General features: G+C 69.2%; 29 protein-coding genes. All 29 read right to left on the reverse strand.

Translation table 11 applies throughout. From position 1 onward, the window contains the following. Positions 1-102: 102 nt before the first annotated feature. Positions 103-1,938: a prealbumin-like fold domain-containing protein gene (locus tag KG103_RS13320; RefSeq protein ID WP_207339050.1), complete on the reverse strand. Its 1,836-nt coding sequence runs from the start codon at positions 1,936-1,938 to the stop codon at positions 103-105. A gap of 418 nt (positions 1,939-2,356) precedes the next feature. Then, positions 2,357-3,067 (reverse strand): 50S ribosomal protein L15, encoded by a 711-nt coding sequence (gene rplO / locus KG103_RS13325; RefSeq protein ID WP_207339850.1) that lies wholly within the window; start codon positions 3,065-3,067, stop codon positions 2,357-2,359. Between the two features lie 2 nt (positions 3,068-3,069). Then, on the reverse strand, positions 3,070-3,252 hold the full coding sequence (gene rpmD, locus KG103_RS13330) for a 50S ribosomal protein L30 (RefSeq protein WP_013117860.1): 183 nt from the start codon (positions 3,250-3,252) through the stop codon (positions 3,070-3,072). Continuing rightward, positions 3,252-3,896: a 30S ribosomal protein S5 gene (gene rpsE / locus KG103_RS13335; RefSeq protein ID WP_089798438.1), complete on the reverse strand. Its 645-nt coding sequence runs from the start codon at positions 3,894-3,896 to the stop codon at positions 3,252-3,254. The genes rpmD and rpsE overlap by 1 nt, the downstream gene beginning before the upstream one ends. 34 nt (positions 3,897-3,930) lie before the next feature. After that, positions 3,931-4,302 carry a 50S ribosomal protein L18 gene (gene rplR, locus KG103_RS13340; protein WP_089798437.1) on the reverse strand — a complete coding sequence of 124 codons (372 nt, stop codon included), beginning with the start codon at positions 4,300-4,302 and terminating at the stop codon, positions 3,931-3,933. 3 nt (positions 4,303-4,305) lie between these two features. Further along, positions 4,306-4,845 (reverse strand): 50S ribosomal protein L6, encoded by a 540-nt coding sequence (rplF, locus tag KG103_RS13345; protein ID WP_207339051.1) that lies wholly within the window; start codon positions 4,843-4,845, stop codon positions 4,306-4,308. 25 nt (positions 4,846-4,870) lie between these two features. Next, positions 4,871-5,269, reverse strand: coding sequence for a 30S ribosomal protein S8 (gene rpsH / locus KG103_RS13350; RefSeq protein ID WP_046528981.1), 399 nt, complete (start codon positions 5,267-5,269; stop codon positions 4,871-4,873). Positions 5,270-5,345: 76 nt separating this feature from the next. Further along, positions 5,346-5,531 (reverse strand): type Z 30S ribosomal protein S14, encoded by a 186-nt coding sequence (locus KG103_RS13355; RefSeq protein WP_046528982.1) that lies wholly within the window; start codon positions 5,529-5,531, stop codon positions 5,346-5,348. 1 nt (position 5,532) lies between these two features. Then, complete coding sequence (gene rplE, locus KG103_RS13360; protein ID WP_089798435.1) at positions 5,533-6,105, reverse strand: 50S ribosomal protein L5; 573 nt, start codon at positions 6,103-6,105, stop codon at positions 5,533-5,535. After that, a complete protein-coding gene (gene rplX, locus KG103_RS13365; protein WP_013117867.1) occupies positions 6,105-6,446 on the reverse strand; it encodes a 50S ribosomal protein L24 in 342 nt (113 codons plus the stop codon). The genes rplE and rplX overlap by 1 nt, the downstream gene beginning before the upstream one ends. A gap of 2 nt (positions 6,447-6,448) precedes the next feature. Next, on the reverse strand, positions 6,449-6,817 hold the full coding sequence (gene rplN, locus KG103_RS13370) for a 50S ribosomal protein L14 (protein WP_013117868.1): 369 nt from the start codon (positions 6,815-6,817) through the stop codon (positions 6,449-6,451). Positions 6,818-6,980: 163 nt separating this feature from the next. After that, positions 6,981-7,271, reverse strand: coding sequence for a 30S ribosomal protein S17 (gene rpsQ, locus KG103_RS13375; protein WP_089798434.1), 291 nt, complete (start codon positions 7,269-7,271; stop codon positions 6,981-6,983). A 7-nt stretch (positions 7,272-7,278) separates the two neighbouring features. Continuing rightward, positions 7,279-7,515: a 50S ribosomal protein L29 gene (rpmC, locus tag KG103_RS13380; RefSeq protein ID WP_089798433.1), complete on the reverse strand. Its 237-nt coding sequence runs from the start codon at positions 7,513-7,515 to the stop codon at positions 7,279-7,281. Then, positions 7,515-7,931: a 50S ribosomal protein L16 gene (gene rplP / locus KG103_RS13385; RefSeq protein ID WP_207339052.1), complete on the reverse strand. Its 417-nt coding sequence runs from the start codon at positions 7,929-7,931 to the stop codon at positions 7,515-7,517. The genes rpmC and rplP overlap by 1 nt, the downstream gene beginning before the upstream one ends. 3 nt (positions 7,932-7,934) lie before the next feature. Further along, positions 7,935-8,774, reverse strand: a complete 840-nt coding sequence (gene rpsC / locus KG103_RS13390; RefSeq protein WP_207339053.1) for a 30S ribosomal protein S3 — start codon at positions 8,772-8,774, stop codon at positions 7,935-7,937. Beyond that, positions 8,774-9,154 carry a 50S ribosomal protein L22 gene (rplV, locus tag KG103_RS13395; protein WP_089798430.1) on the reverse strand — a complete coding sequence of 127 codons (381 nt, stop codon included), beginning with the start codon at positions 9,152-9,154 and terminating at the stop codon, positions 8,774-8,776. Before rplV ends, rpsC begins: the two co-directional genes overlap by 1 nt. Before the next feature lie 55 nt (positions 9,155-9,209). Beyond that, complete coding sequence (gene rpsS / locus KG103_RS13400) at positions 9,210-9,491, reverse strand: 30S ribosomal protein S19 (protein WP_207339054.1); 282 nt, start codon at positions 9,489-9,491, stop codon at positions 9,210-9,212. Between the two features lie 15 nt (positions 9,492-9,506). After that, complete coding sequence (rplB, locus tag KG103_RS13405; RefSeq protein WP_207339055.1) at positions 9,507-10,343, reverse strand: 50S ribosomal protein L2; 837 nt, start codon at positions 10,341-10,343, stop codon at positions 9,507-9,509. A gap of 25 nt (positions 10,344-10,368) precedes the next feature. Then, entirely contained in the window at positions 10,369-10,671 is a 303-nt protein-coding gene (rplW, locus tag KG103_RS13410; protein WP_089798428.1) for a 50S ribosomal protein L23, read from the reverse strand. Next, positions 10,668-11,354, reverse strand: coding sequence for a 50S ribosomal protein L4 (gene rplD, locus KG103_RS13415; RefSeq protein WP_207339056.1), 687 nt, complete (start codon positions 11,352-11,354; stop codon positions 10,668-10,670). Before rplD ends, rplW begins: the two co-directional genes overlap by 4 nt. Before the next feature lie 5 nt (positions 11,355-11,359). Beyond that, entirely contained in the window at positions 11,360-12,019 is a 660-nt protein-coding gene (gene rplC / locus KG103_RS13420; protein ID WP_089798427.1) for a 50S ribosomal protein L3, read from the reverse strand. A 23-nt stretch (positions 12,020-12,042) separates the two neighbouring features. Beyond that, on the reverse strand, positions 12,043-12,351 hold the full coding sequence (rpsJ, locus tag KG103_RS13425) for a 30S ribosomal protein S10 (protein WP_013117879.1): 309 nt from the start codon (positions 12,349-12,351) through the stop codon (positions 12,043-12,045). Between the two features lie 345 nt (positions 12,352-12,696). Further along, a complete protein-coding gene (gene tuf, locus KG103_RS13430; RefSeq protein WP_207339057.1) occupies positions 12,697-13,890 on the reverse strand; it encodes an elongation factor Tu in 1,194 nt (397 codons plus the stop codon). Between the two features lie 121 nt (positions 13,891-14,011). Beyond that, positions 14,012-16,114 carry an elongation factor G gene (gene fusA / locus KG103_RS13435; RefSeq protein WP_207339058.1) on the reverse strand — a complete coding sequence of 701 codons (2,103 nt, stop codon included), beginning with the start codon at positions 16,112-16,114 and terminating at the stop codon, positions 14,012-14,014. Positions 16,115-16,210: 96 nt separating this feature from the next. Next, positions 16,211-16,681: a 30S ribosomal protein S7 gene (rpsG, locus tag KG103_RS13440; RefSeq protein WP_089798424.1), complete on the reverse strand. Its 471-nt coding sequence runs from the start codon at positions 16,679-16,681 to the stop codon at positions 16,211-16,213. 5 nt (positions 16,682-16,686) lie between these two features. Then, a complete protein-coding gene (gene rpsL, locus KG103_RS13445; RefSeq protein WP_013117883.1) occupies positions 16,687-17,055 on the reverse strand; it encodes a 30S ribosomal protein S12 in 369 nt (122 codons plus the stop codon). A 443-nt stretch (positions 17,056-17,498) separates the two neighbouring features. Continuing rightward, on the reverse strand, positions 17,499-21,368 hold the full coding sequence (locus KG103_RS13450) for a DNA-directed RNA polymerase subunit beta' (protein WP_207339059.1): 3,870 nt from the start codon (positions 21,366-21,368) through the stop codon (positions 17,499-17,501). Positions 21,369-21,485: 117 nt separating this feature from the next. Then, positions 21,486-24,992, reverse strand: coding sequence for a DNA-directed RNA polymerase subunit beta (rpoB, locus tag KG103_RS13455; protein WP_207339060.1), 3,507 nt, complete (start codon positions 24,990-24,992; stop codon positions 21,486-21,488). A 402-nt stretch (positions 24,993-25,394) separates the two neighbouring features. Beyond that, a complete protein-coding gene (gene rplL, locus KG103_RS13460) occupies positions 25,395-25,784 on the reverse strand; it encodes a 50S ribosomal protein L7/L12 (RefSeq protein ID WP_089798421.1) in 390 nt (129 codons plus the stop codon). Positions 25,785-25,857 lie beyond the last annotated feature (73 nt).

The following is a 25,857-nucleotide window of genomic DNA, read 5'->3' on the forward strand; positions in this document are numbered from 1 at the left end:
GAGGAGAGATGTGCCCGGAGGCGGTGTCCGAGACGTCCGGAGGGGCGCCTCGAGAGATGGATCAGGTCGGTCGGTCTGGTCGCCGGTCAGCGGTGCGCGTCGTCACAGCACCCCCGTGGACCGGCAGCTGATCTCCTGGCCGGGGGCCAGGGACGGGATGGTGACGGACGCCCCGGCGGGGATGTCGGTGCGGCCCGGGCACGCGATGGTGGCGTCGCCCCTGGTCGTGGCCCCGCCGACGGTGACGGCGGCGTAGGCGTCGCGCAGCCGGATGTCGACGAGCGTGGTCTGGCCGGTGTTGCGCACCGTGTACCGCCGCACGATGTGCGTCCCGGCGGTCCGCCGCTCGCCGGTGGGGAGCGGTGACGCGAACGCCGTGTCGTCGGCCAGGAACGTCTGCGCGACGACCTCGACACCGGGCCGCAGGTTCACCACGGTGCACGTGTGGCTGCGTCCGCGCTCCATCCGGACGTCGTACGGGTTCCCGGTGGCGGTCACGGGCGCTGCGCCGCCGTCGTCGCGGCGGCAGGTCACGGTGTCGACGACGTAGCCGGCGGGCACCGCCTCCGTCACGCGGACCACACGGGTCGCGCCGGGCACGGGGACCGTCGCCGCGGCGGAGCCGCCGGGTCCCGTGACGAGCGGCGCCGCACCCAGTGCGTCGACCGTGAACTCCCAGCCCGCGGTCGGGACCCCCGCGCCCGGCGCCGCACCCGCGGGCACCGTCACACTGACGAGCGTGAGGGTCGTGGGTGCCACGTAGCTGCTGACGAAGGTGCAGACGATCGGGGCGGCAGCGGCGGTCGCGGCCTCGGGGACGTTCTCCAGCACGACGCTGCGCGCAGCCAGACCCACCGTGGCGCCCGGCGCCAGCACGACGCCGCGCCCGTCCCGGCACGTGATCGAGGAGAGCTCCCACGAGGCCGGCGGCGCGTCCGCGGTGAGCACGACGCGGTCGCGGCGCGCGAGGACCGTGCCCGCGGCGGTCGACGCGCTGCTCCCCGGGCCGGTGACAGCCGTCGGCGACAGCGTGTACCTGACCGCCGGGTCGGCGTCACGCGCCGCGGTGACGACGAAGCCCGGCGGCACCGACGCCGGTGCGTCGCCGACAGCCGCGGCCTGCTGGACGACCGTCACGGCGCGCACCTGGTCCAGCCGCGCCCACAGGCACGCGGTGGTGACCGCACCGTGCGGCGCGGTCACGCCGGTCGTGGGCGCGCCGGTCGGCGCCGTGCCACAGCCGGCGCCCGCCGCTGCGACGGTGAATCCCTCCACGGTCAGGCGGTGGTCGACGCCGTCGTGGACCACCGGGAACGTGCGCGTCAGGTCACCGAACGTCAGGGTGTCGTCCCCGGCCGCCGTGTCGCGCAGCACGTACGTCGGCTCCAGGGTCCCGCGCGTCCCCAGGCGCAGCCCCAGGACGCCCTCGTAGTGCGACGAGACGGACTGGGTGGGGTTGTTGGCGTAGCGGAGCGTGCCGACGAGGAACGAGGTGCCGGTCGTGACCGACGCGACCGTGGCGGGCGCGAACCCCAGGGTGCCCTGGCCCTTGGTGCGGTACTCGGTCGGCAGCAGGACCCGGCCGTCGTCCCAGCTCCGCTCGGTGCCCAACGCGTCGGGGCACTGGTAGGAGTGGTGGTTCCACGCGCCCCACACGAACACGCGCGTGCGGGAGTCCACCTGCTCCCGCCCGTGCCCGACGCGCACCTCGGTCCTTGACGGGGTCCCGGGCGCCGGCGCGTACCTGATGCAGCCGGCGGCAGCGTTGTCCGCTGCCGGGACGAGGGCGCCGCGGCCGTCGGTCCCGCGGTGACTCCTCAGATCGGCCTCGACCGGGCCGATGGTGACGGCAGCAGCGGCAGCGGAGGACGCCGCGACGACGCCGACGGCCGGCGCGAGGACCATGGCCAGCGCGACCGACGCGGCCGTCCTCGCCATGCGCCGACGCAGGCGCGCACGGCGCCCTGCTGGCATGTTCCCTCGCATCGTTCCCTCGGCCCGCGGCGGACGTCCGGGGCGCTCACCTCGAGCGCCGACGCGCGGACGTCCACATCCCGCGAGTGCCTAGTAGGACACTTGTCCAGCACGCGTGCCACGGCTGCGAACCGCCCGAACCGGACGAGACGGGGTCATCGCCCCACAACGGCGGGTGCCAGCACCCAGGCGGCGCCGCAACTTTCACCCCGACGACCGAAAGTCGAAACGCTCCGTCGTGGGCCCGCGCGCCGGCGGCGGCCGTCGTGGCGTGCGGGCGGGTACGACGAAGCGGGCGGGTACGACGAAGCGGGCGGCCCCGGGATCTCTCCCGGGACCGCCCGCTGCGTGTGGTCCGACCGTGCGGACGTCAGGCGGGGCGTCAGCCCTGCGCGACGCTCCCGCCGGCGGCCTCGATCTTGTCCTTGGCGGAGGCGGAGCACTTGTCCACGTCCACCGCGACCTTGACGGTCAGCTCGCCGTCACCCAGCACCTTGACGGGCTGGCCCTTGCGGACCGCGCCCTTGGCGACGAGGGACTCGACCGTCACGTCGCCGCCGTCGGGGTACAGCGCCGAGATCTTGTCCAGGTTGACGACCTGGTACTCGACGCGGAACGGGTTCTTGAATCCGCGGAGCTTGGGCAGCCGCATGTGCAGCGGCATCTGCCCACCCTCGAAGCGGTCCGGCACCTGGTACCGGGCCTTGGTGCCCTTGGTACCGCGGCCGGCCGTCTTGCCCTTGGACGCCTCACCACGACCCACGCGGGTCTTGGCGGTCTTGGCGCCCGGTGCCGGACGCAGGTGGTGCACCTTGAGGGTGCCACCGGCGCCGGGCTGGGCAGCGGCCTCGGCGGCGGCCTTGGCGGCAGCCGTCGGGGCCTTCTTCTTCGCGGGTGCCTTGTCGGCCTTCGCGGAGGACTCGGCCGTTGCGGAAGCGTCCTTGGCGGCAGCAGCCGTCTTGGTCGACTTCTTCTCCGCAGCCGGAGCGGACTCCGTCTTCGCGGCGGCCTTCTTCGCCGGAGCCTTCTTGGCGGCCTTGGGCGCCTCGGTGGTCTCCGTCGTCTTCTCGTCGGCCTTCTTGTCGTCGGCCATGGTCACTCGACCTCCTCGACCGCGACGAGGTGCGTCACCGTCTTGACCATGCCGCGGATCTCAGGACGGTCCTCCTTGACGACGACGTCGCCGATCCGCTTCAGGCCCAGGGTGCGCAGCGTGTCGCGCTGGTTCTGCTTCCCGCCGATGGCGGAACGGGTCTGGGTCACCTTCAGACGCGCCATCACGCACCTGCCTTCGCGGCCACCGCGGCGGCACGGCCCTCGGCCTGCGCCCGCAGCAGCGAGTGCGGCGCGACGTGGTCGAGCGGCAGCCCACGACGGGCGGCCACGGCCTCGGGCTCCTCGAGGGAGCGCAGGGCCTCGACCGTGGCGTGCACGATGTTGATCGCGTTGGACGAGCCGAGCGACTTGCTGAGCACGTCGTGGATGCCGGCGCACTCGAGCACCGCACGCACCGGACCACCGGCGATCACACCGGTACCCGGCGACGCGGGACGCAGGAAGACGACCCCGGCGGCCTTCTCACCCTGGACGGGGTGAGGGATGGTGCCCTGGATGCGCGGGACGCGGAAGAAGTTCTTCTTCGCCTCCTCGACACCCTTGGCGATCGCCGCGGGCACCTCCTTGGCCTTGCCGTAGCCGACGCCGACCGTGCCGTCACCGTCGCCCACCACGACGAGCGCGGTGAAGCTGAACCGGCGGCCGCCCTTGACGACCTTGGCGACACGGTTGATCGTCACGACGCGCTCGACGAACGCGCTCTTCTCGGCGGCGTCACCGCGCCGCCCGCCGTCACGACGGCCGCCGTCCCGGCGGTCGCCGCCGGTGCCACCGGCACCGGTGTTGCTGCGCTGAGGAGCAGCCATCAGAAAGTCCTCTTCTTCGATGCGGAGTTCGTCGTCACAGGTTCAGACCACCCTCGCGGGCGCCGTCAGCAACTGCAGCCACGCGACCGTGGTACTTGTTGCCACCGCGGTCGAACACGACCGCCTCGACGCCGACGGCCTTGGCGCGGGCGGCGATGAGCTCGCCGACCTTCTTCGCCTTGGCGGTCTTGTCGCCGTCGTTCGCGCGCAGGTCGGCCTCGAGGGTCGACGCGGACGCGACGGTCTTGCCGATGGCGTCGTCGACGACCTGGGCGGTGATGTGCCGCGCCGAGCGCGTCACGACGAGGCGGGGACGAGCGGCCGTACCGACGACCTTCTTGCGAAGGCGCAGGTGGCGGCGACGACGGGCGATGGACGTGCCCTTGCCCTTGATGCCGATAGCCATGGGTTACTTCCCAGCCTTTCCGACCTTGCGGCGCACGTTCTCGCCCGCGTACCGCACACCCTTGCCCTTGTACGGCTCGGGCTTGCGGATCTTGCGGATGTTCGCGGCGACCTCGCCCACCTGCTGCTTGTCGATGCCCTGCACCGAGAACTTGGTCGGCGCCTCGACGACGAACGTGATGCCCGCCGGCGGCTCGACGACGACCGGGTGGCTGAAGCCGAGCGCGAACTCGAGGTTGTCACCCTTCGCCGTCACGCGGTAACCGGTGCCGACGATCTCGAGCTTCTTGATGTAGCCCTCCGTGACGCCGGTGACCAGGTTGGCCAGCAGCGTGCGGGTCAGGCCGTGCAGCGAGCGCGAAAGGCGCTCGTCGTCGGGACGCGTCACCACGAGGGCGCCCGCGTCGTCGCGGTCCACCACCAGGGGGGCGGCGACCGTGTGGCTGAGCGTGCCCTTGGGGCCCGTGACCGTCACAAGGCGGTCGTCGATGGCGACATCGACGCCTGCCGGCACCGGGACGGGGATCCTGCCGATTCGAGACATGGCTGTTCTCCTCTCCGTCTCGGACTTACCAGACGTAGGCGAGGACTTCCCCACCCACGCCCTTCTTGGCGGCCTGCTTGTCGGTCAGCAGCCCGGAGGACGTGGACAGGATCGCCACGCCCAGGCCGCCGAGCACCTTCGGCAGGTTGGTCGACTTGGCGTACACGCGCAGGCCCGGCTTGGACACGCGCTTGACGCCGGCGAGCGCACGCTCGCGGTTGGGGCCGTACTTCAGGGTGATCGTGAGGTTCTTGCCCACGGGCGCGTCCTCGACGGTCCAGCCGGAGATGTAACCCTCGGCCTGCAGGATCTCGGCGATGTGGCTCTTGAGCTTCGAGAACGGGATCGTCACCGTGTCGTGGTGCGCCGAGTTCGCGTTGCGCAGACGCGTCAGGAAGTCTGCGATCGGGTCGGTCATGGTCATCGGGCGTCAGCCCTTTCTCGCCGGGGTATCCGCGGCCCTGGGACAGGGCCGCGGACCTACCGACGTCAGGAGGGTGTTACCAGCTGCTCTTCGTCACGCCGGGGAGCTCGCCACGGTGGGCCATCTCCCGCACGCAGATCCGGCACAGGCCGAACTTGCGGTACACCGAGTGCGGGCGACCGCACTTCTGGCAACGCGTGTACCCGCGGACCGCGAACTTGGGCTTCGCGGCCGCCTTGTTGATGAGGGCGGTCTTCGCCATGTCAGTTCTCCTTGAACGGGAAGCCGAGGAGCTTGAGGAGCGCGCGGCCCTCGTCGTCCGTGGTCGCGGTGGTCACGATCGTGATGTCCATGCCGCGCACACGGTCGATCTTGTCCTGGTCGATCTCGTGGAACACGGACTGCTCCACGAGGCCGAACGTGTAGTTCCCGTGCCCGTCGAACTGCTGCGGCGACAGGCCGCGGAAGTCGCGGATGCGCGGCAGCGCGGTCGACAGCAGGCGGTCGAGGAACTCCCAGGCACGGTCGCCGCGCAGCGTGACGTGCGCGCCGATCGGCATGCCCTCGCGCAGCTTGAACTGCGCGATGGACTTGCGTGCCTTGGTGACCTGCGGCTTCTGGCCCGTGATCTGGGTCAGGTCGCGGATCGCGCCCTCGATGAGCTTGGAGTCCTTCGCGGCCTCACCGACGCCCATGTTGACGACGACCTTGACCAGCCGCGCGACCTGGTTGATGTTCTCGTGGCCGAACTGCTCGAAGAGCGCCGAACGGATCTCGTCGTTGTAGCGCGTCTTGAGGCGCGGCAGGGCCGGGGCCTCGATGGTGGTCTCGGTCATCAGATGTCCTTACCGGAGCGCTTGGCGACGCGGACACGCACGGTGCGCGTGCGTCCGTCGCGCTCGACCTGCTCGGTGCGGTAGCCGACCCGGGTGCCCTTCTTGGTCTCCGGGTCCACCAGCATCACGTTGCTGATGTGGATGGGGGCCTCGATGGTCTCGATGCCACCGGTGCGGGTGCCGCGCGAGGTCTGGCCGGCCTTCGTGTGCTTCTGCACACGCTGGACGCCCTCGACGACGACGCGCTGCGTCTCGGGGAGGACCTCGAGGACGCGCCCCTGCTGGCCCTTGTCGCGGCCCGAGATGACGACGACGAGGTCGCCCTTCTTGATCTTGGCCATGGTCAGATCACCTCCGGAGCGAGCGAGATGATCTTCATGAACTTCTTGTCACGCAGCTCACGGCCCACGGGGCCGAAGATGCGCGTGCCACGAGGCTCACCGTCGTTCTTGAGGATCACGGCCGCGTTCTCGTCGAACTTGATGTAAGAGCCGTCGGGACGCCGACGCTCCTTGCGGGTACGGACGATGACGGCCTTGACGACGTCGCCCTTCTTGACGTTGCCACCGGGGATCGCATCCTTCACGGTGGCGACGATGACGTCGCCGATACCGGCGTAGCGACGGCCGGAGCCGCCGAGCACACGGATGCAGAGGATCTCCTTGGCACCCGTGTTGTCGGCGACACGCAGTCGCGACTCCTGCTGGATCATCTACTTACTCCTGTCGTCTGGCGGGTTCTCGCTCACGCGATGGCGGCGAGCCTGGCCATCCGGATGGTTGCCGTGGTGCACACGCCGCGGGCGGGAGACCCGCCCGCGTCGTGGGCAACTGTCGTGGTGCTGTGCTGCTCGAGGCCTTGCGGCCGCGGCAGGGTTACTTGGCCTTCTCGACGACGTCGAGCAGCCGCCACCGCTTGGTGGCGGACAGCGGCCGGGTCTCCATGATCTCGACCAGGTCGCCGACGCCGGCGGCGTTCAGCTCGTCGTGGACCTTCACCTTGCTGGTGCGGCGGATGACCTTGCCGTACAGCGGGTGCTTGACGCGGTCCTCGACCTCGACGACGACGGTCTTGTCCATCTTGTCGGACACGACGTAGCCGCGACGGGTCTTGCGGTACGCGCGGTGGTCCGCCGTGGCCGTGGTGTGCTCGTGCTTCGTGGTCATTGCTGCCTCACTCCGCGCTCGGGGCGGTACGGATGCCGAGCTCGCGCTCGCGCAGGATCGTGTAGATGCGCGCGATGTCGCGACGGACCGCCTTGAGACGCCCGTGGCTCTCGAGCTGACCGGTCGCGGACTGGAAGCGGAGGTTGAACAGCTCCTCCTTGGCCTTCTTCAGCTCGGCGACCAGCTTCTCGTCGTCGAAGGTGTCCAGCTCGCTGGGAGCCAGCTCCTTGGTTCCGATAGCCATCAGTTACCACCCTCGCGCACGATGAAACGTGTCTTCATCGGGAGCTTGTGCTGCGCGCGGCGCATGGCCTCACGCGCGAGCGGCTCCGGGACGCCGGCGAGCTCGAACATCACTCGACCCGGCTTGACGTTGGAGATCCACCACTCCGGCGAGCCCTTGCCGGAACCCATGCGGGTCTCGGCGGGCTTCTTGGTGAGGGGACGGTCCGGGTAGATGTTGATCCAGACCTTCCCACCACGCTTGATGTGGCGGGTCATCGCGATACGTGCAGCCTCGATCTGCCGGTTCGTGACGTACGCCGGCTCGAGAGCCTGGATGCCGTACTCACCGAACGAGATCGTCGTGCCACCCGTCGCGGCGCCGGAGCGCCCGGGGTGGTGCTGCTTGCGGTGCTTCAGCCTGCGCGGGATCAGCACGGCTCAGGCCTCCGTTCCGGACTCGGTGGGCGCAGCCTGCTCCGCGGGCGCCTGCTCGGCGGCCGGGGCGGCAGGAGCGTCCTGACGCTCGGGACGACGACCGCCACCGCGGGGACCACGGTCACCACGGTCGCCACGGTCGCCGCGCGGGCCGCCACGCGAGGGGCGCGGAGCCTGCGAAGCCTGCTCGCGGGCCCACTCCTTCTCGGTGACGTCGCCCTTGTAGACCCAGACCTTGACGCCGATGCGCCCGAAGGTCGTGCGGGCCTCGAAGAAGCCGTAGTCGATGTTCGCGCGCAGCGTGTGCAGCGGCACACGACCCTCGCGGTAGAACTCCGTACGGCTCATCTCCGCGCCGCCGAGGCGGCCGGAGACCTGCACCCGGATGCCCTTGGCACCCGCGCGCTGGGCCGACTGGATGCCCTTGCGCATGGCGCGGCGGAACGAGACGCGGCTCGCCAGCTGCTCGGCGATGCCCTGGGCGACCAGCTGAGCCTCGATCTCGGCGTTCTTGACCTCGAGGATGTTCAGCTGGACCTGCTTGCCCGTGAGCTTCTCGAGCTCGCCACGGATGCGGTCGGCCTCCGCGCCACGACGCCCGATGACGATGCCCGGGCGGGCGGTGTGGATGTCGACGCGCACACGGTCACGGGTGCGCTCGATCTCGACCTTGGCGATACCGGCGCGCTCGAGACCCGTGCTCATGAGCTTGCGGATCTGCACGTCCTCGCGCACGTAGTCGCGGTACCGCTGGCCCGGCTTCGTCGAGTCCGCGAACCACCGCGACCGGTGGTCGGTCGTGATGCCGAGGCGGTACCCGAGCGGGTTGACCTTCTGTCCCACTAGCGGGTCCCTCCCTTGGTGGACGTCGCCTTCTCGCGCTGCGAGACGACGACCGTGATGTGGCTCGTGCGCTTGTTGATCCGGCCGGCGCGACCCTGCGCGCGCGGACGGAAACGCTTGAGCGTCGGGCCCTCGTCGACGAAGACCTCCGAGATGAAGAGGTCTGCCTCGTCGAGCCGCTCGCTGTTCCGCTTGGCCCCCTCGACCGCATTCGCGACCGCGGACTGCACCGTCTTGAGGACGGGCTCTGCCGCGGCCTGCGGCGCGAACTTCAGCACCGCCACGGCCTCGGCCGCCTGCTTGCCACGGATGAGGTCCACGACGCGGCGGGCCTTCTGGGGCGTGACGCGGACGAACCGCGCCTTCGCCTTGGCTTCCATCGCTGTCCTGCTCTCTTGTCTCTGCCGTCAGGGCGTCACCAGGCTGACCCGGGGGTCAGCGGCGACGGCCCTTCCGGTCGTCCTTCTCGTGGCCGCGGAACGTCCGCGTGGGGGCGAACTCGCCGAGCTTGTGCCCGACCATCGACTCCGTCACGAACACCGGGGTGTGCTTGCGGCCGTCGTGGACCGCGAAGGTGTGGCCGAGGAAGTCGGGCGTGATCATCGAACGACGCGACCACGTCTTGATGACGTTCTTCGTGCCGGACTCGTTCTGCGCGTCGACCTTCTTCTGCAGGTGGCCGTCGACGAACGGGCCCTTCTTGAGGCTGCGAGGCATTCTCTCGGGCTCCTATCAGCGCTTCTTGCCGGTGCGCCGACGGCGCACGATGAGCTTGTCGCTCGGCTTGTTCGGACGACGGGTGCGGCCCTCGGCCTGACCCCAGGGGCTCACCGGGTGGCGACCACCGGAGGTCTTGCCCTCACCACCACCGTGCGGGTGGTCGATCGGGTTCATGGCGACACCGCGGACGGTCGGGCGCTTGCCCTTCCACCGCATGCGGCCGGCCTTGCCCCAGTTGATGTTGGACTGCTCGGCGTTGCCCACCTCGCCGACCGTGGCGCGGCAGCGCAGGTCGACGTTGCGGATCTCGCCGGACGGCATGCGCAGCTGCGCGTACGGCCCGTCCTTGGCAACGAGCTGCACCGACGCACCGGCCGAACGGGCGATCTTCGCGCCGCCACCGGGCTTGAGCTCGATGGCGTGGATGACCGTACCGGTCGGGATGTTGCGCAGCGGCAGGTTGTTGCCGGGCTTGATGTCGGCACCCGCGCCGGCCTCGAGCATGTCACCCTGCGACACCTTGTTGGGGGCGAGGATGTACCGCTTCTCGCCGTCCGCGTAGTGCAGCAGCGCGATGCGCGCGGTGCGGTTCGGGTCGTACTCGATGTGCGCGACCTTGGCCGGCACGCCGTCCTTGTCGTGACGACGGAAGTCGATCACGCGGTAGGCGCGCTTGTGCCCACCGCCCTGGTGACGCGTCGTGATGCGACCGGTGGAGTTGCGCCCACCCGTCTTGTGCAGCGGACGGACGAGCGACTTCTCCGGCTGCGAGCGCGTGATCTCGACGAAGTCGGCGACGCTCGAGCCGCGGCGGCCGGGCGTCGTCGGCTTGTACTTGCGGATTCCCATGAAAGTAAGTCCTCTTCGCTCTCGGTCAGCCGACCGGTCCGCCGAAGATGTCGATCGAGCCCTCGCGGAGGGTGACGATCGCACGCTTCGTGTTCTTGCGGCGGCCGATGCCGAAGCGGGTCCGGCGGGCCTTGCCCTGACGGTTCGCGGTGTTGACCGACTCGACCTTGACGCCGAAGACCTGCTCGACGGCGATCTTGATCTCGGTCTTGTTGGCACGCGGGTCGACGAGGAAGGTGTACTTCCCCTCGTCCAGCAGGCCGTAGCTCTTCTCCGAGACGACCGGCGCGATCAGGATGTCGCGCGGGTCCTTGCCGGCGGCGGTCACTTCGTCTCCTCGTTGGCCTCGGACTCGGAAGCGACAGCCTTCGCGCCCTTGACCGGGCCTGCGAGGAACGCGTCGAGCGCACCCTGCGTGAAGACCACGTCGTCCGAGATGAGGACGTCGTAGGTGTTGAGCTGGTCGGCGACGAGCAGGTGGACCCGCTCGACGTTCCGCAGCGACTTCCAGGTGATCTCGTCCTGGCGCTCGACGACCACGAGCACGTTCTTGCGACCGGAGAGGTTGTCGAGGACCGCGAGAGCGGACTTGGTCGACGGGACCTCGCCCGGGGCGAAGCCCGTGACGACGTGGACGCGGCCGGCACGCGCGCGGTCCGAGAGAGCACCGCGGAGCGCCGCGGCCTTCATCTTCTTCGGGGTCCGCTGCGAGTAGTCGCGAGGGGTCGGGCCGTGGACGACGCCACCACCCGCGAACTGCGGCGCACGGGTCGAGCCCTGACGGGCGCGGCCGGTGCCCTTCTGCTTGTACGGCTTCTTGCCACCACCGCGGACCTCGCCGCGGCTCTTGGTGTCGTGGGTGCCCTGGCGCGCGGCAGCGAGCTGGGCGACGACGACCTGGTGGATCAGCGGGACGTTCGTCGTGACGTCGAAGACGTCACCGGGCAGGTCGGCCGTACCGGCCTTCTTGCCCTTCTCGTCGAGGACGTCGACGGTCAGCGTGTCGCTCATCGAGGTCACGCACCCTTCGCAGCGGAACGCACGACCACGACGCCGCCCTTGGGGCCGGGAACCGCGCCCTTGACGAGCAGCAGACCCCTCTCGACGTCGATCGCGTGCACGGTCAGGTTCTGGGTCGTCTGGCGGTCCACGCCCATACGACCGGCCATGCGCAGGCCCTTGAAGACGCGCGACGGGGTCGATGCCCCACCGATCGAGCCGGGCTTGCGGTGGTTGCGGTGCGCACCGTGGGAGGCGCCGACGCCGGAGAAGCCGTGACGCTTCATCACACCGGCGGTGCCCTTGCCCTTGGTCGTACCGGTCACGTCGACCACCTGGCCGGCCTCGAAGGCCGCCGCGGTGATCTCCTGGCCGAGGGTGTACTCGGCCGCGTTCGACGTGCGGATCTCGGCCACGTGCCGACGGGGGGTGACCCCCGCCTTCTCGAAGTGGCCCTTGAGCGGCTTGGTGACCTTGCGCGGGTCGATCTGGCCGTAGGCCAGCTGGACCGCGGTGTAGCCGTCGCTCTCAGCGGAGCGGACCTGCGTCACGACGTTCGTACCCACGGCGAGGACCGTGACGGGCACGAGGCGGCCTGCCTCGTCCCACACCTGGGTCATGCCGAGCTTGGTGCCGAGCAGCGCCGTGACGGGGCGCGCGTTCTGCTGGGTAGCCATGAAGATCAGTCCCTTCCCAGCGATCAGAGCTTGATCTCGATGTTCACGTCCGCAGGCAGGTCGAGTCGCATGAGCGAGTCGACGGCCTTCGGCGTGGGGTCGATGATGTCGATGAGCCGCTTGTGCGTTCGCATCTCGAAGTGCTCGCGGCTGTCCTTGTACTTGTGGGGCGACCGGATGACGCAGAAGACGTTCTTCTCCGTCGGCAGCGGCACCGGACCCACGACCGACGCACCAGCGCGAGTCACCGTGTCGACGATCTTGCGCGCCGAGCTGTCGATGACCTCGTGGTCGTAGGACTTGAGCCGGATGCGGATCTTCTGTCCCGCCATGGCGTCGTCTACTTCTCTCTCTCGAAAAACCGGTCCTGTCCGACCCCCGCACTCGGGCGTGTCGCCTTGCGCGACACGCCTCTGCGCTGCGTACCGTCTCCGGGACAGGGGCCGTGGTTGTCGACCGCTCCCCACCGGGTCACCCCGAGGTCCGAGCGTTCGCCACGTCTGTTCGCCCAGCCGGCAGGCGCGCGAGAACGCACACCCCGGCGGGCAACCCCGCAAGTCTGCCAGACCCGAGCCCGAATGGCCAACTCGTGAGGTCAGGAGCCCGGGGGGACGACGCAGGGCCCGGGAGCGGTGCTCCCGGGCCCTGCGTGGTGGATCAGCCCCGGGGGGCGATGATCACTTGATGATCTTCGTGACCCGGCCCGAGCCGACGGTGCGGCCACCCTCGCGGATGGCGAAGCCGAGGCCCTCCTCCATGGCGATGGGCTGGATCAGCGTGACGGAGATCTCCGTGTTGTCGCCGGGCATGACCATCTCGGTGCCCTCGGGCAGCGTGATGACACCGGTGACGTCCGTCGTCCGGAAGTAGAACTGGGGACGGTAGTTCCCGTAGAACGGGTTGTGACGCCCACCCTCGTCCTTGGACAGGATGTAGACCTGGCCCTCGAACTCGGTGTGCGGCGTGATCGAGCCGGGCTTGACGACGACCTGGCCGCGCTCGACCTCCTCGCGCTTCGTGCCGCGCAGGAGCAGACCGACGTTCTCGCCGGCCTCGGCGTAGTCGAGCAGCTTGCGGAACATCTCGACGCCGGTGACCGTGGTCTTGATCGCCTTCTCCTTGATGCCGACGATCTCCACCTCCTCGTTCACCTTGAGCTGACCGCGCTCGACGCGACCGGTGACGACCGTGCCACGGCCGGTGATCGTGAAGACGTCCTCGATGGGCATGAGGAACGGCTTGTCGATCTCGCGGACCGGGTCCGGCACGTTCTCGTCCACGGCGTCCAGCAGGTCCTCGACGGACTTGACCCACTGCGGGTCGCCCTCGAGGGCCTTGAGGCCGGAGACGCGCACGACGGGCGCGTTGTCGCCGTCGAACTCCTGCGACGACAGCAGCTCGCGGACCTCCATCTCGACGAGCTCGAGGATCTCCTCGTCGTCGACCATGTCGGCCTTGTTCAGCGCCACGAGCAGGTAGGGCACGCCGACCTGGCGGGCGAGCAGCACGTGCTCACGCGTCTGGGCCATCGGGCCGTCGGTCGCCGCGACCACGAGGATGGCGCCGTCCATCTGCGCCGCACCCGTGATCATGTTCTTGATGTAGTCGGCGTGACCGGGGGCGTCGACGTGCGCGTAGTGACGCTTCTCGGTCTGGTACTCGACGTGCGCGATGTTGATGGTGATACCGCGCTGCTTCTCCTCCGGCGCCTTGTCGATCTCGTCGAACGGCGTGAAGGGGTTCAGGTCCGGGTACTTGTCGTGCAGCACCTTCGAGATCGCGGCGGTCAGCGTCGTCTTGCCGTGGTCGACGTGACCGATGGTCCCGATGTTGACGTGCGGCTTCGTCCGCTCGAACTTCGCCTTGCCCACTGGGTGTCCTCCTCAGGACTTGGTAGAGATTGCCCGACGGCAGCCACCTGACGGTACCTGCTCGACGTGCGGTCCTACGGGTCGGATGTGTAGCTGGAACTGCAGGGTTCGACCTGTGGGACTACTCGCCCCGGGTCTTCTTGATGATCTCTTCGGCAACGTTCCGAGGAACCTCGGCGTAGCTGTCGAACTGCATCGAGTACACGGCGCGACCCTGGGTCTTCGACCGCAGGTCCCCGACGTACCCGAACATCTCCGAGAGCGGCACCTGGGCGCGGACGACCTTGACGCCGGTCGCGTCCTCCATCGACTGGATCATGCCGCGACGGGAGTTGATGTCGCCGATCACGTCGCCCATGTACTCCTCGGGCGTACGCACCTCGACGGCCATGATCGGCTCGAGGAGGGCCGGGTCCGCCTTGCGCACCGCCTCCTTGAGGATCATCGAGCCGGCGATCTTGAACGCCATCTCCGAGGAGTCGACGTCGTGCGCCGCACCGTCGAGCAGGATCGCCTTGACGCCCACGAGCGGGTAGCCCGCGAGGACGCCCAGCTGCATCGCGCTCTGGATACCGGCGTCGACCGACGGGATGTACTCCCGCGGGATGCGACCACCGGTGACCTTGTTCTCGAACTCGTACAGCTCGCCCTCGGCCGGGTCCAGCGGCTGGAAGGTCATCTGGACCTTCGCGTACTGGCCCGAGCCACCGGTCTGCTTCTTGTGCGTGTAGTCGATCTTCTCGACCGCACGGCGGATGGTCTCGCGGTACGCGACCTGCGGCTTGCCGACGTTGGCCTCGACCTTGAACTCGCGCCGCATGCGGTCGACGAGGATGTCGAGGTGGAGCTCGCCCATGCCGCCGATGACGGTCTGGCCGGTCTCCTCGTCCAGGCGGACGCGGAAGGTCGGGTCCTCCTCGGCGAGCTTCTGGATGGCCGTGGAGAGCTTCTCCTGGTCACCCTTCGTCTTCGGCTCGATCGCCACGTCGATGACGGGCTCCGGGAAGGTCATGGACTCGAGGATCACCGGCGCGCTCGGGTCGCAGAGGGTGTCACCGGTGGTGACGTCCTTCAGACCGATGAACGCGTAGATGTGCCCGGCCTGCGCCTCGGGGACGGGGTTCTCCTTGTTGGAGTGCATCTGGAAGAGCTTCCCGATGCGCTCCTTCTTCCCCTTGGTCGAGTTGAGCACCTGGGCGCCCTGCTCGACCCGGCCCGAGTACACCCGGACGTAGGTCAGCTTGCCGAAGAACGGGTGCGCGGCGACCTTGAACGCGAGGGCCGCGAACGGCTCCGTGGCGTCCGGGTGGCGCTCGACGACCTTCTCCTCGTCCTTGACGTCGTGACCGGCGACGGCCGGGACGTCCAGGGGCGTGGGCAGGTAGTCGATGACGGCGTCGAGCATGGGCTGCACGCCCTTGTTCTTGAACGCCGAGCCGCACAGGACCGGGTAGGCCTCCGAGGTGATCGTGAGCTGGCGGATGCCGGCCTTGATCTCCTCGAGCGTGAGCTCCTCGCCGCCCAGGTACTTCTCGAGCATCTCCTCGTTCGTCTCCGCGACGGCCTCGATGAGCTCGGCCCGGTACTGCTCGGCCTTCTCCTGCAGGTCGGCGGGGATGTCCTCGATCTCGTACTTCTCACCGAGGGCGGTCTCGCCGCGCCACACGAGCGCGCGCATCTCGACCAGGTCGACGACGCCGATGAAGTCGTTCTCGGAGCCGATCGGCAGCTGGATGACCAGCGGCTTGGCCTTGAGACGCTCGACGATGGTCTTCACCGTGAAGTAGAAGTCCGCACCGAGCTTGTCCATCTTGTTGACGAAGCAGATGCGCGGGACGTCGTACTTGTCGGCCTGGCGCCAGACCGTCTCCGACTGGGGCTCCACGCCCTCCTTGCCGTCGAACACCGCGACGGCGCCGTCGAGGACGCGCAGCGAGCGCTCGACCTCGACCGTGAAGTCGACGTGGCCGGGCGTGTCGATGATGTTGATCTGGTTGTTCTTCCAGTAGCAGGTCGTCGCGGCCGACGTGATCGTGATGCCGCGCTCCTGCTCCTGCTCCATCCAGTCCATCGTCGAGGCGCCGTCGTGCGTCTCACCGATCTTGTAGTTGACCCCCGTGTAGAACAGGATCCGCTCGGTGGTCGTCGTCTTGCCGGCATCGATGTGGGCCATGATGCCGATGTTGCGGACCTTCGTCAGGTCCGTGAGCACGTCCAGTGCCACGTGATAGCCCCTTGTCGGTTGGCTTGAGGTCGGTGCCGTCCGCGCCGCCGCGGGCCGGTCCTGTCGAGCAGGGCCGGCCCGCAGCGGCGGCCGGGATCACCAGCGGTAGTGCGCGAACGCCCGGTTGGACTCGGCCATCTTGTGCATGTCCTCGCGACGCTTGACCGCGGCACCCAGGCCGTTGGACGCGTCGAGGATCTCGTTCATGAGGCGCTCGGTCATGGTCTTCTCGCGACGAGCACGCGAGAAGTCCGTCAGCCAGCGCAGCGCGAGCGTGGTCGCCCGCACCGGCCGGACCTCGATCGGGACCTGGTAGGTCGCGCCACCGACACGGCGGGACTTGACCTCGATGGAGGGACGCACGTTGTCCAGCGCGCGCTTGAGCACGACGACCGGGTCGGACTGCGTCTTCTCACGGACACCCTCGAGGGCGCCGTAGACGATGGACTCCGCGACGGTCTTCTTGCCGTCCAGGAGAACCTTGTTGATGAGCTGCGTGACCACCGGCGAACCGTAGACGGGGTCGACGATCAGCGGCCGCTTCGGAGCGGGACCCTTGCGAGGCATCTGTCTCAGCCCTTCTTCGCGCCGTAGCGGCTGCGTGCCTGCTTGCGGTTCTTGACACCCTGGGTGTCGAGCGCACCGCGCACGATCTTGTAGCGGACACCGGGCAGGTCCTTCACACGACCGCCGCGGACGAGCACGATCGAGTGCTCCTGCAGGTTGTGGCCGACGCCGGGGATGTACGCGGTGACCTCGATGCCCGAGGAGAGGCGCACACGCGCGACCTTGCGGAGCGCGGAGTTCGGCTTCTTCGGGGTGGTCGTGTAGACGCGGGTGCAGACACCGCGTCGCTGGGGGGAGCCCTTGAGGGCAGGCGTCTTCGACTTGTTCGTCTTCGCCTGCCGGCCCTTGCGGACCAGCTGCTGGATCGTAGGCACTACGTCTCCGTCTGTCGGTGTTCTCTGGTCTGACCGGCACCCGTCACCCAGGACGGCCGGCTCGTCCCGGATCGTCGCCCGTCGCGCGACTACCCCGGAGGCCTTTCCTCCCGCACCGACCCCCGCGCCCGGGCGTGTCGCCCCGGTCCTCTACCCGGCGACCGTCCCTGAGGACCGTTCCGGTAGGAGGTGGGGAGCCACCCGGTGCCTCTCGTCCCCACCCCGGCAGGGGGCGGTCGACCGAGTGCACGCGCAAGGGCCCGACGGCGCGGGCACGGTCTCCTACGTTACCCGGCGCGGAACGGGCCGTCAAAGGAGCCGATCACAGCCCCGCCGACGGGCCGTCGGACCCGCCGGATCCCGCGCCGCGTCGCGCCCGGACGCCCGAGGGGCCCGTCGGGCGAACCGACGGGCCCCTCGGGGACGGACGACGAGGACGGACGTCAGCGGTAGTCGCCGAAGTCGATGTCCTCGAGCGGGATCGCGTCGCCGGAGCCGAGGCCCAGCGCCGGGAAGTCGATCTCGTCGTAGCCGAAGGCCGGGTACAGCTCGGCCTTCGCCTCCTCGGTCGCCTCCACCGCCACGTTCCGGTACCGGGGAAGCCCGGTGCCGGCGGGGATGAGCTTGCCGAGGATGACGTTCTCCTTCAGACCCAGCAGCGGGTCGGACCGGCTCGACATCGCGGCCTCGGTGAGGACCTTCGTCGTCTCCTGGAAGGACGCCGCGGACAGCCACGAGTCGGTCGCGAGCGACGCCTTCGTGATGCCCATGAGCTCCGGACGACCCGAGGCCGGCTGACCACCCTCGGCGACGGCCTTGCGGTTGAAGTCCTCGAAGCGACCGCGCTCGGCCAGCTCGCCGGGCAGCAGACCCGTCTCGCCGGAGTCGAGCACCGTCACGCGCCGCAGCATCTGCCGCACGATGACCTCGATGTGCTTGTCGTGGATGTCCACGCCCTGGGAGCGGTAGACCTCCTGGACCTCGTCCACCAGGTGCTTCTGCGTGGCGCGCGGGCCGAGGATGCGCAGGACCTTCTTCGGGTCGACCGCACCCTGGACCAGCTGCGTGCCCACCGAGACGTGGTCGCCGTCCTGCACCAGCAGGCGCGAGCGCTTGGTGATCGCGTAGCGGATCTCCTCCGAGCCGTCGTCCGGGGTGAGCACGAGTGCGCGCGCCCGGTCGGTCTCCTCGATGGTGATCCGGCCCGAGAACTCCGCGATGTGCGCCTCACCCTTGGGGGTGCGGGCCTCGAAGAGCTCCTGGACACGCGGCAGACCCTGCGTGATGTCGTCGGCCGAGGCCACACCACCGGTGTGGAACGTCCGCATCGTCAGCTGGGTGCCGGGCTCACCGATCGACTGCGCCGCGATGATGCCGACGGCCTCACCGATGTCGACGAGCTTGCCGGTGGCCAGCGAGCGGCCGTAGCACTTGGCGCACGTGCCGACGCGGGACTCGCAGGTGAGCACCGAGCGGATCTTGAGCTCGGTGACACCCGTCTCGAGCAGACGGTCCAGCAGGACGTCGCCGACGTCGTCACCGGCGTGGCCGATGACCTCGCCCTCCACCTCGATGTCGGTCGCGAGCGTCCGCGAGTACACGGAGGTCTCGACCTTGTCGTGGCGCCGCAGCGTGCCGTCCGCCGCCGCCACGCCGATCGGCATGGTCAGGCCGCGCTCGGTGCCGCAGTCCTCCTCGCGGACGATGACGTCCTGCGAGACGTCCACCAGACGACGCGTGAGGTAGCCCGAGTCGGCGGTCCGCAGAGCGGTGTCCGCCAGACCCTTGCGGGCACCGTGCGTCGCGATGAAGTACTCGAGGACGGACAGGCCCTCGCGGTAGTTCGCCTTGATCGGGCGCGGGATGATCTCGCCCTTCGGGTTGGCCACCAGACCACGCATGCCGGCGATCTGGCGGACCTGCATCCAGTTGCCTCGTGCACCCGAGCCGACCATGCGGAACACGGTGTTGCGGGCCGGGAAGTTGGCCTGCATCGCCTTGGCGACCTTGTCGGTGGCGTTCGTCCAGATCTCGATGAGCTCCTGGCGACGCTCGTCGTCGGTGATCAGGCCCTTGTCGTACTGGCCCTGCACCTTCGCCGCACGCGCCTCGTGCTCGTCGAGGATCTCCTGCTTGACCGCCGGGGTGGCGACGTCGGAGATCGCGATCGTGACGCCCGAGCGGGTGGCCCAGCGGAAGCCGGCCTCCTTCAGCGCGTCGAGCGAGGCCGCGACCTCGACCTTCGGGTACCGCTCGGCCAGGTCGTTGACGATCGCCGAGAGGCGCTTCTTGTCGACCACGCCGTTCTCGTACGGGTAGTCCACGGGCAGCAGCTCGTTGAACAGCGCACGGCCCAGCGTCGTCTCGAACAGCAGCGGCTGACCGGCCTGCCAGCCCTCCGGCGCGTGCTCCTCGTCGAGGACCAGGTCGTCGAACCGGATCTTCACGACCGCGTTGAGGTCGAGGCTCCCCTGGTCGAACGCCATGATCGCCTCGGCGACCGAGCTGAACGACCGGCCCTGACCCACCGGGTCCTCCTTGTCGGAGGTGAGGTGGAACAGGCCGATGATCATGTCCTGCGAGGGCATGGTCACCGGGCGGCCGTCGGACGGCTTGAGGATGTTGTTGCTCGAGAGCATGAGGATGCGGGCCTCGGCCTGCGCCTCCGCGCTCAGGGGCAGGTGGACGGCCATCTGGTCACCGTCGAAGTCCGCGTTGAACGCGGCGCACACGAGCGGGTGCAGGTGGATCGCCTTGCCCTCGACCAGCTGCGGCTCGAACGCCTGGATGCCCAGACGGTGCAGCGTGGGTGCACGGTTCAGCAGCACCGGGTGCTCGGTGATGACCTCCTCGAGCACGTCCCACACGACCGGGCGCGCGCGCTCGACCATGCGCTTGGCCGACTTGATGTTCTGCGCGTGGTTGAGGTCCACCAGGCGCTTCATCACGAACGGCTTGAACAGCTCGAGCGCCATCTGCTTGGGCAGACCGCACTGGTGCAGCTTGAGCTGCGGGCCGACGACGATGACCGAACGGCCCGAGTAGTCGACGCGCTTGCCGAGCAGGTTCTGGCGGAACCGGCCCTGCTTGCCCTTGAGCATGTCGGAGATCGACTTCAGCGGACGGTTGCCGGGACCCGTGACGGGGCGGCCGCGGCGGCCGTTGTCGAACAGCGAGTCCACGGCCTCCTGGAGCATCCGCTTCTCGTTGTTGACGATGATCTCCGGCGCGCCCAGGTCCAGGAGCCGCTTGAGGCGGTTGTTCCGGTTGATGACGCGGCGGTACAGGTCGTTGAGGTCCGACGTGGCGAAGCGGCCACCGTCGAGCTGGACCATCGGGCGCAGGTCCGGCGGGATGACCGGGACCGCGTCGAGGACCATGCCCGTCGGCGAGTTGTTCGTCGTGAGGAACGCGTTGACGACCTTGAGCCGCTTGAGGGCACGGGTCTTGCGCTGGCCCTTGCCGGAGCGGATGGTCTCGCGCAGCGACTCGGCCTCCGCGACCAGGTCGAACGCCTCGAGACGCTTCTGGATCGCCGAGGCGCCCATCGAGCCCTCGAAGTAGTTGCCGTAGCGGTCCTGCAGGGCGCGGTACAGCATCTCGTCGCCCTCGAGGTCGGCGACCTTGAGGTTCTTGAAGCGGTCCCAGACCTGCTCGAGCCGGTCGAGCTCGGCGTCCGCACGCTTGCGGATCTGCGCCATCTCGCGCTCGGCGGAGTCGCGCACCTTGCGGCGCGCGTCGGCCTTGGCACCCTCGGCCTCGAGCTCGGCCAGGTCGGCCTCGAGCTTCTGGGCGCGGGCGTTGATGTCGTTGTCGCGCCGGTCCGAGATCTCCTTCTTCTCCAGGTCGATCTCGTTCTGGAGGTTGGGGAGGTCCTCCTGGCGGCCGTCCACGTCGACCCACGTGATCATGTAGGCCGCGAAGTAGATGACCTTCTCCAGGTCCTTCGGCGCCAGGTCGAGCAGGTAGCCGAGCCGGCTGGGCACACCCTTGAAGAACCAGATGTGCGTGACCGGGGCTGCCAGCTCGATGTGGCCCATGCGCTCACGGCGCACCTTCGAGCGCGTCACCTCGACGCCGCAGCGCTCGCAGATGATGCCCTTGAACCGCACGCGCTTGTACTTGCCGCAGTAGCACTCCCAGTCCCGGGTGGGACCGAAGATCTTCTCGCAGAAGAGCCCGTCCTTCTCCGGCTTGAGGGTGCGGTAGTTGATGGTCTCGGGCTTCTTGACCTCGCCGTGCGACCAGGCACGGATGTCGTCGGCCGAGGCCAGGCCGATGCGCAGCTCGTCGAAGACGTTGACGTCGAGCAAGGGGGTCCTACTTCCTTCGCTTGCCGGTTTCGGGAACCAGCGGAACGGAAATCGTGCTGAGGGGTGCGGGCACCCGGTCCGGCGTCACGGATGTGCGCGCCGGACCGGGGCTCGACGTCAGATCTCTTCGACGCTGCTCGCGTTCGGGCGACGCGACAGGTCGATGCCGAGCTCTTCCGCGGCGCGGTAGACCTCGTCGTCGTTCTCCTTCATGTCGATGGAGACGCCGTCCGAGGACAGCACCTCCACGTTCAGGCAGAGCGACTGCATCTCCTTGAGCAGGACCTTGAACGACTCCGGGATGCCGGAGTCCGGGATGTTCTCGCCCTTGACGATCGCCTCGTAGACCTTCACGCGGCCGGGGACGTCGTCCGACTTGATGGTGAGCAGCTCCTGCAGCGTGTAGGCGGCGCCGTACGCCTCCAGGGCCCACACCTCCATCTCGCCGAACCGCTGGCCACCGAACTGCGCCTTACCACCCAGCGGCTGCTGCGTGATCATCGAGTACGGGCCGGTCGACCGGGCGTGGATCTTGTCGTCCACCAGGTGGTGCAGCTTGAGGATGTACATGTAGCCGACGGACACCGGCTCGGGGAACGGCTCACCGGAGCGGCCGTCGAACAGCCGCGCCTTGCCGTCGCCCTTGACCATGCGCTCGCCGTCACGGTTCAGCGTCGTGGAGCTCAGCAGACCGGTGAGGGTCTGCTCGGGCACGCCGTCGAAGACGGGGGTCGCGACGGGGGTGCCGGGCTCCGAGCGGTGCGCGACCGCCGGGACGCCCTCCTTCCACGTCAGGTCGCCCTCGGCCAGCTCGATGTCCCAGCCCTGCTTGGCGATCCAGCCCAGGTGGGTCTCGAGCACCTGACCCACGTTCATGCGTCCGGGGACGCCGAGCGGGTTGAGCACGACGTCGACCGCCGTGCCGTCCTCGAGGAACGGCATGTCCTCGACGGGCAGGATCTTCGAGATGACGCCCTTGTTGCCATGACGGCCGGCGAGCTTGTCGCCGTCCGTGATCTTGCGGCGCTGGGCGATGTACACGCGGACCAGCTCGTTGACACCGGCGGGCAGCTCGTCGCCGTCGTCGCGGCTGAACGTGCGGACCTCGATGACCGTGCCGGACTCGCCGTGGGGCACCTTGAGCGACGTGTCGCGGACCTCGCGGGCCTTCTCGCCGAAGATCGCGCGCAGCAGGCGCTCCTCCGGGGTCAGCTCGGTCTCGCCCTTGGGCGTGACCTTGCCGACGAGGATGTCGCCCGCCGCGACCTCGGCGCCGATGCGGATGATGCCGCGCTCGTCGAGGTCGCCCAGGACCTCCTCGGAGACGTTCGGGATGTCCCGCGTGATCTCCTCGGGGCCGAGCTTGGTGTCGCGCGCGTCGACCTCGTGCTCCTCGATGTGGATCGAGGACAGCACGTCGTCCTGCACGAGGCGCTGCGACAGGATGATCGCGTCCTCGTAGTTGTGGCCCTCCCACGACATGAACGCGACCAGCAGGTTGCGTCCGAGCGCGAGCTCGCCCTCGTCCGTCGCCGGGCCGTCGGCCAGCACGGAGCCGGGCTCGACGCGGGCGCCGTGCTCGACCAGCACGCGCTGGTTGTAGCAGGTGCCCTGGTTGGAGCGACGGAACTTGGCGATCCGGTACGTCGACGTGGTCGCGTCGTCGTTGGCGACGGTGACCAGGTCGGCGGAGACCTCGGTGACGACACCGGGCTTGGTCGCCACGACGACGTCGCCGGCGTCGACCGCCGCACGCCGCTCCATGCCGGTGCCGACCAGCGGCGCCTCGGAGCGGACCAGCGGCACGGCCTGACGCTGCATGTTGGCGCCCATGAGCGCACGGTTGGCGTCGTCGTGCTCGAGGAACGGGATGAGCGCGGTCGCGACCGACACCATCTGGCGCGGCGAGACGTCCATGTAGTCCACGTTCGCCGGCGGCACCAGGTCGGGCTCGCCGCCCTTGGTGCGCACGAGGACCGCGTCCTCGACGAACTGGCCGTCGGCCGTCAGCGGCGCGTTGGCCTGCGCGATGATGTGCCGGTCCTCGTCGTCCGCGGTCAGGTAGTCGACCTCGTCCGAGACCTTGCCGTCCTTGACGCGGCGGTACGGCGTCTCGACGAAGCCGAACGGGTTGATCCGCCCGTAGGTCGCCAGCGAGCCGATCAGGCCGATGTTCGGGCCCTCGGGGGTCTCGATGGGGCACATGCGGCCGTAGTGCGACGTGTGGACGTCACGGACCTCCATGCCGGCGCGGTCGCGGGACAGACCACCCGGGCCCAGGGCCGACAGACGCCGCTTGTGGGTCAGGCCCGCGAGCGGGTTGTTCTGGTCCATGAACTGCGACAGCTGGCTGGTCCCGAAGAACTCCTTGATGGAGGCGACGACGGGACGGATGTTGATCAGCGTCTGCGGCGTGATGGCCTCGACGTCCTGCGTCGTCATGCGCTCGCGCACGACGCGCTCCATCCGGGACAGGCCCGTGCGGACCTGGTTCTGGATGAGCTCGCCGACCGCGCGGATGCGACGGTTGCCGAAGTGGTCGATGTCGTCGGGCTCGACGCGGATCTCGATCGACTCCCCGTTGCGCGTGCCGGGCAGCGTGGGCTTGTCGATGTGGAGTGCGGCGAGGTACTTGATGGTCGCCACGACGTCGGACAGCGTCAGCACGGAGTCGGACAGCGGGGCGTCCTGGCCGAGCTTCTTGTTCACCTTGTAGCGGCCGACCTTCGCCAGGTCGTAGCGCTTGGGGTTGAAGTAGAAGTTCTCGAGCAGCGCGCGGCCGGCCTCGACCGTCGGCGGCTCGCCCGGGCGGATCTTGCGGTACAGGTCGAGCAGGGCCTCGTCCTGGGTCTGGACGTGGTCCTTCTCGAGCGTGTCGATGACCGCCGGGTACTCGGCGAACTCCTCGCGGATCTCGCTCTCGGTCATGCCGAGCGCCTTGAGGAGCACCGTCGCGTTCTGCTTGCGCTTGCGGTCCACGCGCACGCCGACGTTGTCGCGCTTGTCGATCTCGAACTCGAGCCACGCACCACGGCTCGGGATGACCTTGGCGGTGAGGACGTCCTTGTCGGACGTCTTGTCGGCCGTGCGCTCGAAGTACACGCCCGGGGAGCGGACGAGCTGCGAGACGACGACGCGCTCGGTGCCGTTGATGATGAAGGTGCCGCGCTCGGTCATGAGGGGGAAGTCACCCATGAACACGGTCTGCGACTTGATCTCGCCGGTCGTGTAGTTGACGAACTCGGCGGTGACGAACAGCGGCGCGGCGAAGGTGAAGTCCTTCTCCTTGCACTCCTCGGCCGTGTACTTCGGCGGCTCGAAGCGGTGCTCACGGAAGGAGAGGGACATGGTCCCGCCGAAGTCCTCGATCGGGGAGATCTCCTCGAAGATCTCCTCGAGCCCGGCCGTCTCCGGCACGTCGGTGCGGCCGGCCTCGAGGGCGGCGGCCACGCGGGCCTGCCAGCGCTCGTTGCCGAGCAGCCAGTCGAAGCTCTCGGTCTGCAGACCGAGCAGGTCGGGGACCTCGAGCGGCTCGTGGATCTTGGCGAAGGAGATGCGGCGGGATGCGGTGCGGTTCGCGACGGCGTCGGCGGACGGTGCAGAAGGGATGCGCGAGGCAGCCAAGAGGGGTCCTTCCCTGCGGATCGTGGCACGCTGCGCCGCCTGGCGAGGCGCGATCACCGGCCACAACACGAGGTCACGACGCGCACGTACGTCGGGGCCGGAGTCGGGCTATCTGAGATCGCGGGCACAGGCCAGCGCAAAGCGCTAGCGTACGCGCCTTCATGGGCGCCGTCAAGCACACCCACGGGCAGGCCCGCTGCGGGCCGCACCGCCCGCACCGGCGACCCCGTCGTCGCCGCGTGCCATGGTGGCACAACCTCCCCCGCGGGGGAAACGGAGGGCCCGCGCCCCGCGACCGGGCGCCCGGCCCCGGGCCACCCTCCGCACGGACGGCACGAGGCCCGGCCCCCTGACGGGGACCGGGCCTCGGGAGTGCACCGCCGGCACGAGGGCCGGCTCAGATCACTTGAGGGTGATCGTGGCGCCGGCGCCCTCGAGGGCAGCCTTGGCCTTCTCGGCCGTCTCCTTGTTGACACCCTCCAGGACCGGCTTCGGCGCGCCGTCGACGAGGTCCTTGGCCTCCTTCAGGCCGAGGCTCGTGAGCGTGCGCACCTCCTTGATGACCTGGATCTTCTTGTCACCGGCGGCCTCGAGGACGACGTCGAACGAGTCCTTCTCCTCCTCGGCCGGGGCGTCGGCGCCACCGCCGGCCGGCGCGGCGACGGCCACGGCGGCGGGGGCAGCGGCGGTGACCTCGAAGGTCTCCTCGAAGGCCTTCACGAAGTCCGACAGCTCGATGAGCGTGAGCTCCTTGAACGCGTCGATGAGCTCGTCGGTGGTGAGCTTCGCCATGGTGGCGGTTCCTTCCGTTCGGACCCGCCGTCCGGTCTCGGACGGCGGGAGGTGCTGGGGCTTGCTACGAGAG

The sequence above is a fragment of the Cellulomonas wangleii genome, assembly GCF_018388445.1.
In the GTDB taxonomy this organism is placed as follows: domain Bacteria; phylum Actinomycetota; class Actinomycetes; order Actinomycetales; family Cellulomonadaceae; genus Cellulomonas; species Cellulomonas wangleii.